14 protein-coding genes are annotated in these 15463 nt (G+C 48.5%); 5 read left to right on the top strand and 9 right to left on the bottom strand.

Annotation, left to right across the window (positions count from 1 at the left end):
• Positions 1-446: 446 nt before the first annotated feature.
• The 7 genes from AC6HVW_RS15435 to AC6HVW_RS15405 form a co-directional block, all read right to left on the bottom strand.
• Positions 447-1541 carry a fimbrial protein gene (locus AC6HVW_RS15435; protein WP_497569528.1) on the bottom strand — a complete coding sequence of 365 codons (1095 nt, stop codon included), beginning with the start codon at positions 1539-1541 and terminating at the stop codon, positions 447-449.
• Positions 1542-1719: 178 nt separating this feature from the next.
• On the bottom strand, positions 1720-2286 hold the full coding sequence (locus tag AC6HVW_RS15430) for a helix-turn-helix domain-containing protein (protein WP_497569527.1): 567 nt from the start codon (positions 2284-2286) through the stop codon (positions 1720-1722).
• Between the two features lie 332 nt (positions 2287-2618).
• Positions 2619-3770, bottom strand: a complete 1152-nt coding sequence (locus AC6HVW_RS15425; protein ID WP_497569526.1) for a fimbrial protein — start codon at positions 3768-3770, stop codon at positions 2619-2621.
• Between the two features lie 157 nt (positions 3771-3927).
• Positions 3928-6582, bottom strand: a complete 2655-nt coding sequence (locus AC6HVW_RS15420; RefSeq protein ID WP_497569525.1) for a fimbria/pilus outer membrane usher protein — start codon at positions 6580-6582, stop codon at positions 3928-3930.
• Positions 6583-6657: 75 nt separating this feature from the next.
• Positions 6658-7359 carry a fimbrial biogenesis chaperone gene (locus AC6HVW_RS15415; RefSeq protein WP_059201862.1) on the bottom strand — a complete coding sequence of 234 codons (702 nt, stop codon included), beginning with the start codon at positions 7357-7359 and terminating at the stop codon, positions 6658-6660.
• A 57-nt stretch (positions 7360-7416) separates the two neighbouring features.
• Positions 7417-7962, bottom strand: a complete 546-nt coding sequence (locus tag AC6HVW_RS15410) for a fimbrial protein (protein WP_059201047.1) — start codon at positions 7960-7962, stop codon at positions 7417-7419.
• A 119-nt stretch (positions 7963-8081) separates the two neighbouring features.
• Entirely contained in the window at positions 8082-8360 is a 279-nt protein-coding gene (locus AC6HVW_RS15405; RefSeq protein ID WP_497569556.1) for a winged helix-turn-helix domain-containing protein, read from the bottom strand.
• Positions 8361-9185: 825 nt separating this feature from the next.
• On the opposite strand from AC6HVW_RS15405, the gene AC6HVW_RS15400 reads away from it, so the two are divergent.
• Positions 9186-10118 (top strand): winged helix-turn-helix domain-containing protein, encoded by a 933-nt coding sequence (locus AC6HVW_RS15400; protein WP_497569524.1) that lies wholly within the window; start codon positions 9186-9188, stop codon positions 10116-10118.
• Positions 10119-10305: 187 nt separating this feature from the next.
• Here AC6HVW_RS15400 and plsY read toward each other — a convergent pair whose 3' ends face one another.
• On the bottom strand, positions 10306-10944 hold the full coding sequence (gene plsY, locus AC6HVW_RS15395) for a glycerol-3-phosphate 1-O-acyltransferase PlsY (RefSeq protein ID WP_059201859.1): 639 nt from the start codon (positions 10942-10944) through the stop codon (positions 10306-10308).
• A gap of 107 nt (positions 10945-11051) precedes the next feature.
• Between plsY and folB the strand changes: the two genes are divergently transcribed.
• Positions 11052-11411: a bifunctional dihydroneopterin aldolase/7,8-dihydroneopterin epimerase gene (gene folB / locus AC6HVW_RS15390; protein ID WP_186485992.1), complete on the top strand. Its 360-nt coding sequence runs from the start codon at positions 11052-11054 to the stop codon at positions 11409-11411.
• 140 nt (positions 11412-11551) lie between these two features.
• A complete protein-coding gene (gene bacA, locus AC6HVW_RS15385; protein ID WP_186485979.1) occupies positions 11552-12379 on the top strand; it encodes an undecaprenyl-diphosphate phosphatase in 828 nt (275 codons plus the stop codon).
• A 165-nt stretch (positions 12380-12544) separates the two neighbouring features.
• Here the strand turns inward: bacA and AC6HVW_RS15380 are convergent, their stop codons facing one another.
• Complete coding sequence (locus AC6HVW_RS15380) at positions 12545-12724, bottom strand: type II toxin-antitoxin system CcdA family antitoxin (RefSeq protein ID WP_497569523.1); 180 nt, start codon at positions 12722-12724, stop codon at positions 12545-12547.
• A gap of 301 nt (positions 12725-13025) precedes the next feature.
• Between AC6HVW_RS15380 and lldP the strand changes: the two genes are divergently transcribed.
• Together lldP and lldR are read left to right on the top strand one after the other, a co-directional pair.
• Entirely contained in the window at positions 13026-14681 is a 1656-nt protein-coding gene (gene lldP, locus AC6HVW_RS15375) for an L-lactate permease (protein ID WP_071682112.1), read from the top strand.
• The gene (gene lldR / locus AC6HVW_RS15370; RefSeq protein ID WP_071682111.1) at positions 14678-15460 is read left to right on the top strand and encodes a transcriptional regulator LldR; all 783 of its coding nucleotides are present in this window, start codon (positions 14678-14680) and stop codon (positions 15458-15460) included. The genes lldP and lldR overlap by 4 nt, the downstream gene beginning before the upstream one ends.
• Positions 15461-15463 lie beyond the last annotated feature (3 nt).

Raw genomic sequence — 15463 nt, 5'->3', positions numbered from 1 at the left:
GAGAATATTCTTAGTGAACTGTTATTAAAAAATATCAAATGGAAAAATATCATTTTTTATCAATCGGATACGAGTATTTCTTATGTGTGTAATGCGGTGATATTCAATGTTATGATGGGATGGTGTCCATAACATAAGATTGTTACATAATTCATTGATATTATTAATAAAAACCAATATTATGATATTTTTTGGCTTTTTGAGAACGAAGGATTGATATCTTTTATAAGTAACTTATTGAAAGTAAAGATTATAGTAATGATGATTTTCAGTATGTTGTTGCCGCATTTATCGGAATGATGATTTATTCAGGATGAATTAGCTATTTCCATTAAATAACAGATGGTTAAGTAAGTAACTAATGAGTAGCTTAACATTAGTTACTTACGTGGAAATTATCATCTATCAATTTTTGATAACTGTAAGGAGTGCGGTTAGCAGAGCCTTTAGTAATAGCTTATTGTAAATGTCACTTTACCGTCAGCACGCCCCGGAGTAACGGTATCTCCCGTTTGGTAATATCTTGCTGATAGGGGTATTTTAAATGATTTAAGACCGTTATTGCCTGGGTTGAAGTTGAAATTTTGATTGAAGTTAAGCGGCTGTGGAGAACCGGAAATATCACCCCATCCTAATTGTATTCCAACACCAGTAGCAGATGATGTCGAACTCGCCACATTCATTATGCCCCTTGCAGTATCCCAGACTGTATTTTGAGGCGTTATTTTAGCCGTCAAAAGGTTGGGTACTGCGGTTCCTGCTGTTGTTGATCCAGCACCAACAGAGGTATTATAAGAAGTATTGTTATAATAACCATAAAAACGTGGGCAGTCTTTTAATTCGATAGAAGCATCCCTCCAGGCGGTCACTGTACCTTTGGATGTAAACGTGCTTGTCTCATAAGAGCCTAAAGGAACGTTGACATCGGGAGTGGTACAAGTCTGTGAGACAACATTAATTGAGCCAGAATAACTCAAATTGTAAATTCGTTGTGGCATTCCGGTTAATGTTGGATCTGGAGCAAACTCAAGGAAGACGCTGGGCAACGATGATGCGGTTATTACACCAGGGGTGACTGGACCAATTTTAATAAAGGAAAGCACAACATTAATACTTACGTAAAATGAGTTTACATTGGATGTTGTATAGGCAATGGTAGGCAATGCCTGATTATTTATATCGCTCCAGGCAACAACCCCAATTCCTGGTACGGATGTATTGTAAACTTTCCCAGGGAATGGTGTACCATTCCAACTGGATAATGGCATGGGGAGACTTATGTAGTCAAGACGCTGCGGAAGATTAAATTGTTCACCAGGAGGGCAAAGAAATCCATTTATCTGTGGATGATTGAAATTAAGTCTATACACTACTGTACCCACAGGCATGTCTGGACCAACGGTGATGTTTAAGGGGGCCAATGGAACGTTATATACCTTCGGCAAGCCCGCCGGCAGTTGGCAACTGGTCAGAGCATGGGCATTTTGAGTAAAAAATACCAGTGCTCCGAATGCAATCATTAAATACCTAAATATTTTCATAATTTTCTCTCATAAATTCATTAGTAGTACAAATAGGGGCTTACATCTACAACGTTTTTAGTTTCGCCGTGGTATGAACTTTCTTATTAATTATAGCTGATAATGTATGGGGTGTTCTATAAACTCATTTTTTTAGCATGAACACACCATTCTTGATTTTTTACAGGTGGCTTTGGTTTTAAGCTGCTATCGTTTGTAGGATTTTCTCTTTGAATGGCCAGATTTCAAATAAATTCCTACCGCCTAACTTATGCAGGGCATTCCGTCGATGAGTATAGACAGTTTTTACCGAAATACAAAGAAGTCGGCTGATGGTTTGTGCATTCATGCCATTGATAGTTTTATGTAATATGGTTTTTTCCCTTTCAGTAAGCTCATCCTTAAAAATTTTCGTTTGCTCAGTACTTTTTTGCTGAGTATCAAATACTTTAGAAACAACATTCATCAAATCTGATTTGGCATCTAAGAATGAATATCTGCTAAATGCCTCCTTGAACCTAACTTTCCCATTGGTGGGGATAAAGAATAACTTCCCAGGGAAATGCCCTGTGGAGATTAGAAAGGAAAGTTTCAAACTGTAATTTGAAGTGTGAAAGATAAAAATATCACCTTGTTTGAATTTATTATCAGGGGAAGTTTCTAATTCATAGGATGACAGTTTTTCAACTGAGTTCTTATCGTTTTTTAGCGTATGCTTTAAACCAATAAAAAAATAATTGTTTTCGGTGATAATGTATACGTTCATAGCTATTGGTCCTTCTAATGAGAGGCGAATTCCCTTTTTAGGTATTGTTGCTTTAAATAAGCAGAATTAGCTGATGTAAATTGATTGTCGAGTTTTTTATTTTTGATGCTAACTTTGTTGAAAAAATCCGTTACTACCCGCTCACCCCAGCGATTTACCGGAGGGGCAGATTATTTAATAATAGGTGATGATAAATCTTACAGTAGCATTTAGTTGTGTGAATTAATATTCAATCCGGTATACGATAGTACTTGGGCCTCAATCATGGCAAAGGTGTTCGAGGTATACGGTGATATAGCCAAAAGAATCGAGACCAGAAATCATATAACGCTCTAATAATAATTGATAGTAAAAGTCATTTTACCATCCGCCCGGCCGCCTACCAGCTGTGTATTAGTTTTTATATAACGAGCGGCTAACGGGATCCTCAATGTCGTTGTTCCATCTTTGGGCGCTATCACAGTCTGAACTTGACTAAAGTTAAAGGGGGTTGGTGTTCCTGAAGAATTACCGTACCCGATTTGAATACCTATACCTTGTGCTGCGGGATCAGCTGTCAATGAATTTACTGCCATAATACCTTGAAGAGGATCAATGACTGGATTCATTGGTGTCAACCCAATTGTCAACGCGTTAGGATCAGAGGTACTTGTACTGGTGGTGACCACTCCATTTCCTGACCTTCTTAACGAAGTGTTACTCATGTTATAAGTGCCATAGAAGATAGGACAACTGCTTAATGTTACAGATGCGTCCACCCAAGGTGTTGCAGAATTGGCCCCCGTAAAATCAATTGTAGAAAATCTACCTAAGTCTACATTAACATCAGGCGTTACACAGGTAGTCGATATCACATTGAGGCTCCCACCAAACTGCAGATATTGAATTGGAAGGGGGAGTCCAGCAACACCTGCTGCGATTTTCGTTGTGATTACTGTTGGGAAATTTGCCGCATTAATAACTCCCGGCGTAACAGGGCCTGTTTTGACCAGCCAAACACGATAAGCCCCGCTATTTACAATGGGTTTTCCGGACTCAAAAAAGTCCGTCCTTTCTATGCGTGGTAATTTTTCATTGAAGCCATTTGTTCCTGTGATAAAGACACCGATCCCAGGCAGTCCAGTCTCATATACTGCCCCGCTAAAACCACCGATCGCTACAGGAACGATTGGCAATGGCGTAGTGCTATATTGGGCATATTGTTGCAATGTCACATCTGCATCACAGGTTAATACCGCCCCCATATTCTGGAAGGTGTAGTCAGCTCTGTATAATACGGTGCCGACAGGCGTGTCAGGGCCAACGGTAATATTGCCAGAAAGCGTTAAGATGCCTTGAAACGGAGCTACACCTTCAGTTGGATAACACGTTGCTGCCTCTGCATGTTGACTAAAAATAACACTACTGATGAAAATAGCACATATCGGCAGTGTAGATAACACTGAAAAAAGACTCTTCAATATGTTCAAGTTTTTTCGTTTCATTGAGTTATCTCTTATGCTGAGAAAACCTAGGTAGTGAGATAGGAAGTTGATAAATAAAATTCGTTTAGCACTTAGTGAAACGACTATTATTCCTGCTTCTTCTACATCTCCTGGTTATCTAACTAGCATCAATTATAGTGGCTCATGCCAGGTTTGTTTAACTTTCGCCTGCGGGTGTGCTCAGACCTGCGTTGGCCAGTATTTTGTTTCCCGGCACCGGAGCGTTATTCGGTGAGCAGGTCGAGGTAAACTGTTGTATCTGTGCCTGTTTCTGCCCTTTGGCCACCGGCATCAGGACATAGCTGACGGCGCATTGCATCTCGCTGCCTTCCCCCCATTTCACACGCAGTTGCCCCCGGTCTTCAGCCACGCGGGCATACAGTTGCCCACCCTGGCCGACGGAACCCACGCTTTTCCCCTTGCTGTCAAAGATATCGGCCCCAAACGGCACCGGCTCACCCTGGTAGGTAGCGTTGACGAGAATGGGGGTGCCATGTTTGGTAGCGTATTTCACCTTTACCACGGCACCGGAGTACGGTGCCACCTTCTGGCTGGTGTTGTCCAACTCCACATCGGACGCGGTACCCTTCGGGTCAATGGTGATGTCGTTCATCTGGTACGGGTTCAGGTACGGCACTACGGCGTAGCCATGCGAGTCAATCTTCACCCCTGGATAGGACGAGACGCTGGCCCCTTCGGCCCCCTTGGCCTCGACCAGGGCAAAGGTGTCCGAGGTATAGGGTGTAAAGGTCACGCCGCCAGAGTGCGCAATGACCGTGCCGTTCAGGCCGGCGGACGCACTCTGGTAGCCTTTGCCGGTACTGTAGGTGCCGCTCAGTGCTGTCACCGGACTGCGGTAGTTGCCACTCAACGAGCCGCTGGTGCCCATACCCTGGTTGGCATTCATCGCCGTCACGCCGTAGCTGTACTGGTTATCCACCCCGGCGGAACCGGAGACGGTTGCCTGCTGGCCATACCGCCCGGTGCTGTCATGGGACAGGTCCATGCGCAACTGTGGCGTGTGGGTCTGGTCATTCCGACCCAGCGGCAGGCTGAAGCTCAGCAGGTAGTTGGTCTGCGAAGTCCCCAGGCTGGAGAAGGTCCGGTTGGCGCTGATCCCGTAGGACAGGCTCTTGTAACGGTTGTTATACCCCACCTGGTACTGCTTCTCGCTGCCGTCCTTGTTCCAGTAGTTTTGCAGGGAGCCACTGACATACAACTGTCCCCAGTTGTCGGGCAACCCCTGACCGGCGGTCAGCGTCAGGCGGTTCTTGGCCCGCCAGATCGAGTCGGGAGAAAACCCCTGCGCCACGGCGTCACGGGTTTGCATCGCCGTCATGAAATCCATGTAGCCATCGGTCGAGAAGCGGTAAGCTGCCAGCGACAGGTTACTGTTGGTTTCGCTGATCAGTTTGCTGTAGCTAACCTGATAGCTCTGGCCACTCAGGCTGTTGCCGGACTGGTGGCGGCCATTTTCATCGGTGCCGTTTTGCAGATGGGTACGTGCCTGGGTGGCATCAAACGCCAGTGCCCCAATCGGCGTGCCCACCGCCGCCCCCAGTTGCAGTGCGTAGTAATCCTGGCTGAGCTGCAGGCCGCCGTAGCCGGTGATGGCGTTGGTCAGCCCCAACTGGTAGGTCGCCTGGTACAGCGCCGGTTTTTCGCGCAGGTTGTCGCTGCGGACTTCACCCGCGGTGATAGAATAGCGCGATGCACCTGGGCGCAGTAACTGAGCCACCGACGCATAGGGCACGCTGAAAGTCTGCTCGGTGCCGTCGGATTCCCGTACGCTCACCTCCAGATCGCCACCGTAGCCGGTCGGGTAGAGATCATTGATCAGGAACTCTCCCGGGGTGACCGTGGTTTCATACAGCACCTGACCGCTCTGGCGCACGGTGACACGGGCATTGGTACGGGCAATGCCGCGGATCTCCGGCGCATAACCGCGCAGGGATTCGGGCAACATCCGCTCGTCGGTGGCCAGTTGGATACCGGTAAATGGCAGCGTATCGAACAGTTGGCCGGTGGTGTTTGACTGCCCCATCAAGACACGGGCCTTGAGGGCTGGGACATCGCGCTGCAGGTAGGTATTGATGTTGCTGTACTGGTTCGGCCCGTTGTCCATCCGGGTATAGGAGCCGTTATGTCGCAAATACCAGGCCCCGACGTTTAGCCCGGCATTCACCCCGGCGAACAGCGAGTTGAAGGTTTCACCGTGTGAATCGCTGGTATAGCCATTGATGTTATAGCCCAGCTGTGCGGAAGCAATACCGCTGTCCCACAGCTCCGGGCTGACAGTACCCCGGGCAGTATTCAGCATGTAGACCTGAGGAATGACGATATCCAGACGCTGTTCATTACTGTCGTAATTAACCTGGGCTTCAGGAATTTTTTGCTGAAGATCGAGACACTGCTCGCCTGCTTGTTGCTGGCTTAAAAAGTCCGAGGGTAATTTTTCGTAATTGAACGCAATACTCTTAATCAGCTCGCTGGTCAGGCAGGGGTACACGGTTTTATCCGCACGCGCCTTGAACTCGATATCGATATTGCTGACCAACTGTTCGTTGACATACACCGCCGTTTTGTAGACGCCGGGCAGGGCCGATGAGCCATTGGCAAAGCGGCTGAGGTCAACCGACTTTTCATCATCAACATTCAGGAAAGACGGATCAAACTCCAGGTTCTTTGCGATCTCTTGTGGCGCGGAGGGGGCGCTTTCCGCCTGGACGCCGCCAACAAAAAAGGTCGATAACATGGCCATCGCCAGAGGAGAAAGCCGACTCTGGAGATCTGATTGCAAAGATTTAGACATAAGAGATCCTTTCAAGAACGTATTTCCTGAATAATGATGAAGACGATAATTAATGTGGTGGGACGTAGTAGGTGCTTATTTCACAACTGCATCGAAGGGCAGTACGGCACCGTAGTCGTTCACATAAGTTCCGCTGATTTTGCTTCCAGCCTGGCCCGGTAATTCCAGCGTCATGGTGCTTCGTGGGGCGATCATCGCACTGTCGAGTTTCTTGCCGTTGATGGACAGATTGACCAGCGAGGCATAGAACGGCGTCGGGTTGTTGGCCTGGACCTTGTTCCCCTGAGTACTCCAGGTGACCGCCTTGGCGGCATCGTTGGCATTACCTTCCAGGCCGGCCGGACGATAGAACAGCTTGATACGGGTACGGAAAGCCATTTGCAGCTTGTTTTCAGCGGTTTTGGCCTGACTCTTGGCCGGCACTTCCAGCACGTTCAACCAGAACACCGACTCTTTATCCATCGGTAATGCACCGCCGGAGTAGCTGATACGCAGCGTCTGGCCCTTGCCGGCCTCGACTCGGTTCATCGGCGGGGTCAGGACGAAGGGCACCTTGATGGCTGATGGTTTGGCATTGGCATCGCCACTGTCGATCCAGCTTTGCAGCAGCACCGGTGAAGGGCCCACGTTGCTGATTTTGACGCTGACTTCCTTTGCATCCGACGGGTAAATCACGCGGGTACCGCTGATCACTACGCTGGCCAGCGCATGGGTGCTGAACAGCGCCAGGGCTGCCAACGTACAAATCTGGTGTGTCGTGTGTGTGAGAAACTTCATGATTAACTCCAAACGGTCAGACGAGTTGGGAGGGGGAAATCCCCCTCCCGCAGTCCATTACTGGTACTGGATAGAATAAACAACGTTGCTCACTACGGTACCGGCTGTGGTTGGTGCTTCAGCGTAGTAACGCACGATGTATGGCAGGCTTGCACTGCCGCTGGAAATATCTTTATAAGTGGTGTTGGTTACCTGGTTCTGGTTACCCGCCTGGATCACTGCCGGAGACGCGCTTGAGCCGTCCAGCAGCTGCAGGCTGACGTTGGTAGCACCACCGGTCATGTTTTTCAGGCGGCCAGTTACCTGATCAACAGAAGAACCTGCTTCGAAGAACGCGGAAGCGGTCTGCAGGGTGCCAGAGCAGTTGTTCAGCGCCATCACGAAGCCAGTGTCACCAGCTGTGCGGGTAGCGGCCTGCAACTGGTTGGTACCTACAGTTGGCAGAGTCACGGTCGCGTCAGCAGCCTGGCCGTCAACAACAACGTCACAGGTAGTAGCGGTCAGTTCACCGTTAAAGGTGATGGTACCGGTAGAGGCTGCTTGAGCCATACCCAGAGAACCGAATGCTGCGACCAGGGATGCAACGATTGCTAACTTTTTCATATATATTCCTACTTACCTTAGTTTTGTTAAACCATTCTAATATCCATTGGAATGGCGTGGTTATATACCTATATCTAAATAGGTATGTTGATTTCGTTCTGTCATTAACAGAACAGAATTTATGTAATATGTAGTGATCCAATTTTTGAGTTATTTACGGCGTAACCCATGCCATGGATATTTTCAATAAAATCATCGGGGAGGCCGATGAACGACAGTTTCTTTCTTAATTCGTTTACCGTTTGCCACAGTCGTTGATTAGACGATGACAGGTTGAATTCGTCCCAAACGCTTTTCATAATGTCATCTTTATAGATAACAGCGCTGGTGCGATTCATTAGTAAACATGTTAACAGTCGTGATTGAGTCTCGTTTAAAGAGACCACTTTAAAAGACATGTTGTGCTCGGAAAGCTCTTCGGAGTAATGCACGAGCCTGCGAGTCGCAATGTTAAAGAGAACATTATCATTAAGCAGAAATCCATAAAGTCTATTTTCCATATACACTTGGTTCATTATTTCGCGGTTGTATCTCAAAATAACAAGCCTCCCTTGAGTCACGTATTATAGAAGCGATTATTTTCATGGCAACCTATTGGTTACGAGTAAGGTTGATGTCACTTTGGCCTGCATTACGGAATTAAATTCTGCAATAGAGGCATGTTTCAACTTTTTAAACCATGTTTTTCCATCACTCCTAGCGATTGTGGTGGGTCATTACTCCGGAAATTTTATCAGTCAAAAAAACTTTATATAGTTATTTTAAAGTATAAAATTCTGTTTTATGAAAAATATCTGATATATATCATAGCGATAAATGCATGTCGCTAGGGCTAGGATTTATCTGGCGCCATTGGTTAAATTTATCAACGCAGTGATGATGAATTATCACTATTTGCTGCAACGTGATGAATAGACTTAACTTAATCATCCCGTCCTGTTGATGGGAAAATAGTAACCGAATTGAGAGAATATTCTTAATGAAGTCATTTTAATTGTTATTATCAGGGGAAAATGCGTTATTTTTCAATTTGTTGTGGTGATTTTTTATGCGTTTTCGGGATGTTCTTTAGCGAAATTAATCTCATAAACTGTTAGATAAGAAATATGTTTTAAGGGATTGATATTAAAAGGGTTGCTTGTCGGGAAATTCTTATGTGAAGTATTATACTTCATGGTAAGCGTATGCATTTTCTTGTGGCGATAACTTCCAGGTGATTGAAAATGAAAAATAAATATGTAATCAATGACACGGTCTTGTATACACCTGATGAGCATCGGTTAACCCCCCTTGGCAGACGGGGTAAGGAAACGATCTTGAATACCCCTGTTAACCGCTGTTTGCTGTTATTGCTGCAAAATCCTGGGGATGTCGTACGTCAAGAGACTCTTCTTGCTGAAGTTTGGGAAAAACACGGCCAATACGTCACTATCAATACTCTTTACCAAAACATCTTGTTACTCAGAAGAGGCATGAGAGAGGCGGGAGTTATCATTTCGGCGATCAAAACCATTCCTAAGGTAGGGGTAAAGTTCACTGGTAAGGTTCAGTTGCTTGAGGAAGACGATAATACACAGGCTAAAAGTGAGCCTAATATTGCCGCTGAAGAGATTCCTGTTAACAGGGATTCAAAAGATGAGGCCGCCACGATTAGCAGTGACGTGCCGATAGAAAGTGTCTCTGGCGATGAAATAGTATTAAAAAATGTAAATCGGCGTTCCTGGGGAAGTTATCTCAAAGAAAATACGGGGATCCGTTTCTTCTTGCCTGCTGCATGTTTCATAATGCTTGCCAGCCTGTTTACCATTGGTCCGGCCGAAAGCGTCCTTTTTTATGATACGCATGATAAAATTGGTGAGTTAGATCAATGCTCTGTTTATGTAGATCGGGGGGATAAGAGTATTAATCCTGATGAAATTAAACGCTTCATGGCAGACAGAAATCTGAAGTGCAACTCTGGTGAATTCTTATATATTACCCGAGCACCAAGAAGCGAGAATATCCGCTTCTTCTTTTGCAGAACGGCTTCTGATGGCGATATTGATTGTTCCACGCGCTTTACTGTTGCTTCTAATGCAATAAAGTCTATGAATTCAGACCGATCAACGAGAGGGAATGCTCCAAACTCTAGGCTTACTCTTGATCATAATCCCTAAGTTTCCGTTGCAAACGAGATGGCAAAATTTGGTTAGGGGCGTCAGTGCGGCAGAGGGACGCGGGATCCGTCATCGCGGCACCAGCCAAAGGCGCGGCTTACGGCCCTGTGTGCCCTCTCAAGACATGGAGAAAATATGTTTCAGCGGCTTGAGCGTTTCAGAAGGCTGACGTTTCCAGCCTTGTTGATCACTCTTCCGGTTTATCTTCCTGTTCCACAACACCGTCTTTCTTCTTGCGGAACTTACCCCAGATCTTCCCTTCCTGGCCGCGCCACAGGCGCTGGATATTGTCGTGATGACGCATCAGGATCAGGCAGGAGAGCATCGCCACCGGGAAGGTAAACTGCGGTTTGAACCACCAGACGTAGAACGGTGCAATCAGCGCACTGACGATCGCCCCGAGCGAGGAATAGCCGCTCAGCAGTACGGTCAGCAGCCAGGTGCCGGTCATCAGGCCAGTGAGATCCCAGCCGATCGGCGCAATGGCACCGAACGCCGTCGCCACGCCCTTGCCCCCACGGAAGTGGAAGAACACCGGGTAGATATGCCCAAGACAGGCGGCGATCGCCGTCAGGCCCAAATACAGCGGTGGAACGTTGAACGCATAGGCCAACCAGACTGGCAGCATCCCTTTTAGTATATCGAACACCAACACCGTAGCCGCCGCCAGGCGGCCGCCGATACGCAGGACGTTAGTCGCCCCTGGATTTCCCGATCCATGTTCACGCGGATCCGGTAGCCTGGCGATCCGGCAAACCAGGATCGCGCTGGAAATTGAGCCACACAGATACGCGAAGATAATCATGCCAAGCGCGGTAGCACTCATAACGCGGTTCCGTTTAATAATGGTCGTTTTACTCGCAACATCTATGGATAATACGCATATTCCGTCGGAAGTGGTATCCGGCAAGGCCAAAAACTGAGAATGACGTGATGGATATCGTATTTATTGAAGAGCTTACCGTGATCACCACCATTGGCGTTTATGATTGGGAACAAACCATTGCGCAAAAGCTGGTGTTCGATATCGAAATGGCGTGGGACAACTGCCAGGCGGCCGCCAGCGATGATGTAAATGATTGCCTGAGCTATGCCGATATCAGCGATGCGGTCATCCAGCATGTGCAGCCCAATCGTTTTGCGCTGGTGGAGCGTGTCGCAGAGGAGGTATCCGAAATTTTGCTACGGCGCTTTAAATCTCCCTGGGTCCGTATTAAGGTCAGCAAGCCGGGTGCAGTCGCGCACGCCAGCCGGGTTGGGGTGATCATCGAACGCGGTCAGCGCCCAGCCTGACAAGTTGTCACCAATATGCAACTAAAGACCGATATGCTGGTCTGTAACTAGAATTGTTTAAGCGGCAAGGTATTGAACACTGCCGCTTTTTTGTGCTTGTACCTTTAATAGCGTTAAATTTGAAATGGGGTAGTGGTCTGATGGCGGACATGCATTCATTGTTTGTGGCATTCGTGCTTGGGGTAGTCGAAGGGCTGACAGAGTTCCTGCCGGTTTCCTCTACTGGGCACATGATTATCGTTGGTGAGTTACTGGGTTTTACCGGAGATAAGGCGAAAACCTTCGAAGTTATTATCCAGCTGGGTTCGATCCTGGCGGTGGTAGTGGTGTTCTGGCGCCGTCTGTTTGGCCTGATCGGCATTCACTTTGGTGGTAAACCGGTACCCCATGAAGGGCACACGGCAGGGCGGCTGAAGCTGGGCCATATCCTGCTGGCGATGATCCCGGCGGTTGTCCTGGGGCTGATCTTCCACGATGTGATCAAATCCCTGTTTGAACCAAAAAACGTGATGTATGCCTTGGTCGTTGGGGGGCTGCTGCTGCTGGCAGCCGAATGGCTGAAACCGAAAAAGCCGCGTGCGGTCGGGCTGGATGATATTACCTATCGGCAGGCATTTTTGATCGGTTGCTTCCAGTGTCTGGCGCTGTGGCCTGGTTTTTCCCGTTCCGGCTCTACCATTTCGGGCGGTATGCTGGTTGGCGTGAGCCGCTATGCGGCCTCTGAATTCTCCTTCATTCTGGCGGTGCCGATGATGCTCGGGGCCAGCGGCCTGGATCTGTACAAGAGCCTGCACTTCCTGACGCTCAGTGACCTGCCGATGTTTGCCGTCGGTTTCGCTACCGCGTTTGTGGTGGCGTTAATTGCAATCAAGACCTTCCTGCAGCTTATCAAGCGTATCTCGTTTGTGCCTTTCGCCATCTACCGCTTTATCGTCGCGGCGGCGGTCTACATGGTGTTTATTAATTAATTCTTGCACCAGCTCGAACGGTTTCTACTCTCCAATAGTGGGCTCTTTGCCCACTATGTTCATATTGCTTGTATTGGCGCATTCGATTGGTCGCTACCAGTGGCTTCAAATTCCATCAATGAGAAAATCTATTGCCGTTTTTGCAGTAGACGGTGAATTGCATTGTTAAAACGTTCTGTACTCATCGCTGAAACAGCCGTGTTCATCATGAAAATGATTTAATGCCTCGAGAGTTCCCTTGTTTTCTTCCTGCCATTTTTTCGTTGCGTGATTATGTAGTTTGGCAGCAAAGCTGGCGTTAAGGTTAATACCCACATTATTAATGAGCCTATTATTTGCTGTCATGTATGTACTCCTGCTGTTGTCTGCACCACATCATACACATATTAAAAAAGGCTATAGCGCGAGGGTTCACCAAATAATGTTGCTGCTTAATCTTGCTCATTTAGCACCCCCTTCTCCTCCTTTTGGTCCGACCAATGCCGGAAAAATGTGAACCTCTGGCACATAAACGGCAAAAACCCAAACAGACACATTGCATGTTTTTAACAGTAAGTTAACTATCGGTTATCAATTATATGACTTCGCCCTGTTGGTACGACCCATTAAGCGGAGGAGTAGGTGAATAATCGCGGGAGTTAACTACATGGAAGTCTGGCAACAAGTTTATGATCCCATTGGCAATATTTGGCTATCAAGTGCGATCGCGGCACTGCCTATTGCGTTTTTCTTCTTGGCACTGATTAAACTTAAGCTCAAGGGGCATATTGCAGCAACGTTAACCGTTGGGATAGCTTTGCTGGTGGCGTTACTCCTCTACCGCATGCCCATTGACCGAGCGCTTGCTGCGGTGGTTTATGGTTTTTTCTACGGGTTGTGGCCGATAGCCTGGATCATTATTGCCGCAGTATTTGTCTACCAGATTTCGGTGAAGACCGGGCAGTTTGACATCATCCGCTCTTCCATTCTCTCTATCACCCCCGACCAACGTTTACAGATGTTGATCGTTGGCTTCTGTTTTGGTGCCTTTCTGGAAGGTGCCGCCGGGTTTGGCGCACCGGTAGCCATTACCGCCGCCTTGTTGGTTGGGCTGGGGTTCAATCCGTTGTATGCCGCAGGGCTTTGCCTGATCGTCAACACCGCCCCGGTGGCTTTCGGCGCTATGGGCATCCCGATTATCGTTGCGGGCCAGGTGACCGGGTTGGACAGCTTTGCAATCGGCCAGATGGTCGGGCGCCAATTGCCGTTCCTGACGATTATCGTGCTGTTCTGGATCATGGCAATTATGGACGGTTGGCGCGGCATTAAAGAAACCTGGCCTGCGGTGGTTGTGGCGGGGGGAAGCTTTGCATTGGCGCAGTATCTCAGCTCCAACTTTCTTGGGCCAGAGTTGCCAGACATCATCTCCTCGCTGGTTTCACTGGTATGCCTGACGCTGTTTCTGCGGGTTTGGCAGCCAAAACGCCTGTTCCGCTTCGATCATGCAGAAGGGGCGGTCGTCGACCAAAAGCTGGTGCAGCAGCACTATGCTTTAGGGCAGATAATTCGCGCCTGGATGCCGTTTATTTTCCTGACCGCTACGGTCACCCTGTGGAGCATCCCGCCGTTTAAAGCGCTGTTCGCTCAAGGTGGTGCGCTGTACGAGTGGGTGTTCTCTATTCCGGTGCCTTTTCTGGATAAGCTGGTGGCCAAAATGCCGCCGGTGGTGGCAAACATCACGCCTTATGTCGCCGTTTTCAAACTTGACTGGTTCTCTGCCACCGGCACCGCCATTATGGTTGCTGCGATCGCCTCTGTGATTTACCTACGCATGAAGCCCAAAGATGCGCTCACCACGCTGGCTGAAACGCTAAAGGCGTTGATGCTGCCCATCTATTCCATTGGCATGGTGTTAGCCTTTGCCTTTATTTCCAACTATTCCGGCCTGTCGGCAACCTTGGCGCTGGCATTGGCGCATACCGGCAGCGCGTTCACCTTTTTCTCACCGTTCCTTGGCTGGTTGGGCGTATTCCTGACCGGCTCAGACACTTCGTCCAACGCGTTGTTTGCCGCTCTGCAGGCCACCACCGCCCAGCAGATCGGCGTTTCGGATGTGCTGTTGGTTGCGGCTAACACCACCGGTGGAGTCACAGGCAAAATGATTTCACCACAGTCTATCGCGATTGCCTGTGCTGCCGTGGGGTTGGTGGGGAAAGAGTCTGACCTGTTCCGCTTTACGGTAAAACACAGCCTGATCTTCACCTGTATGGTGGGGGTTATTACTACGCTTCAGGCTTACTGGCTGACCTGGATGATCCCATGACTGTAAATCTTCAACCCATTGAGCCACTACGCTCGGCCGATCGTTTGGTTGAGCGTATCAAGGTGATGATCCGCGAACGCCAACTGGAAATGGGGATGCGCTTGCCTGCCGAGCGCCAGTTGGCCAACGAGTTGGGTGTCTCGCGTTCCTCTTTACGTGAGGCGATTCAAAAACTGATTGGTGAAAAAGCGCTCATCAGCCGACGTGGCGGCGGAACCTATGTCTGCGACGAGCTTTCCCCCTGGTCGGAGCAATGCATCGTGGAACCGCTGAGAACCTTGGTTGCCGACGATCCTGACTATCGTTATGACATTCTGGAAGCTCGCCACGCCATTGAGGCCAGCACCGCCTGGCACGCGGCAATGCGCGCCACCGCCGCAGACAAAGAGAAGCTACAGGCTTGCTTTGACGCCATGTTAACGCTTCAGGAGAGCGATCATCCTGAACTTGCCGCTCAGGCTGATGTGCGCTTCCATTTGGCGATTGCCGAGGCTTCACACAACGTGGTGTTGCTGCAAACCATGCGCGGTTTTTTCGATTTAATGCGCTCCTCCGTCATGCATAGCCGCCAGCGTATGTACACCCAGCCGACGATTTTCACCCGGCTGACTGAACAGCACGAGGAACTGTTGCTGGCGATCCTGGCAGGCGATCCTGAACGGGCGGGTAAAGCGGCCAAATCTCACCTGGGATTCGTGCATTCCACCATAAAAAATCTGCATGAAGACGAGGCCAGGCAGGCGCGTATAACCCGCCTTCCTGATGACAATTCACCGTAACAA

Source organism: Serratia sp. NCCP-200 (assembly GCF_059697885.1).
This window is presented reverse-complemented; position numbering and strand designations above follow the sequence as displayed.

Bases quoted from the DNA above. Each gene is read 5' to 3' on its own strand.
- lldP (WP_071682112.1), top strand. From the start codon at position 13,026: ATGGAAGTCTGGCAACAAGTTTATGATCCCATTGGCAATATTTGGCTA.
- lldR (WP_071682111.1), top strand. From the start codon at position 14,678: ATGACTGTAAATCTTCAACCCATTGAGCCACTACGCTCGGCCGATCGT.
- folB (WP_186485992.1), top strand. From the start codon at position 11,052: ATGGATATCGTATTTATTGAAGAGCTTACCGTGATCACCACCATTGGC.
- AC6HVW_RS15430 (WP_497569527.1), bottom strand. From the start codon at position 2,286: ATGAACGTATACATTATCACCGAAAACAATTATTTTTTTATTGGTTTA.
- AC6HVW_RS15405 (WP_497569556.1), bottom strand. From the start codon at position 8,360: ATGTCTTTTAAAGTGGTCTCTTTAAACGAGACTCAATCACGACTGTTA.
- bacA (WP_186485979.1), top strand. From the start codon at position 11,552: ATGGCGGACATGCATTCATTGTTTGTGGCATTCGTGCTTGGGGTAGTC.
- AC6HVW_RS15380 (WP_497569523.1), bottom strand. From the start codon at position 12,724: ATGACAGCAAATAATAGGCTCATTAATAATGTGGGTATTAACCTTAAC.
- AC6HVW_RS15400 (WP_497569524.1), top strand. From the start codon at position 9,186: ATGAAAAATAAATATGTAATCAATGACACGGTCTTGTATACACCTGAT.
- AC6HVW_RS15420 (WP_497569525.1), bottom strand. From the start codon at position 6,582: ATGTCTAAATCTTTGCAATCAGATCTCCAGAGTCGGCTTTCTCCTCTG.
- AC6HVW_RS15410 (WP_059201047.1), bottom strand. From the start codon at position 7,962: ATGAAAAAGTTAGCAATCGTTGCATCCCTGGTCGCAGCATTCGGTTCT.
- AC6HVW_RS15435 (WP_497569528.1), bottom strand. From the start codon at position 1,541: ATGAAAATATTTAGGTATTTAATGATTGCATTCGGAGCACTGGTATTT.
- AC6HVW_RS15425 (WP_497569526.1), bottom strand. From the start codon at position 3,770: ATGAAACGAAAAAACTTGAACATATTGAAGAGTCTTTTTTCAGTGTTA.
- plsY (WP_059201859.1), bottom strand. From the start codon at position 10,944: ATGAGTGCTACCGCGCTTGGCATGATTATCTTCGCGTATCTGTGTGGC.
- AC6HVW_RS15415 (WP_059201862.1), bottom strand. From the start codon at position 7,359: ATGAAGTTTCTCACACACACGACACACCAGATTTGTACGTTGGCAGCC.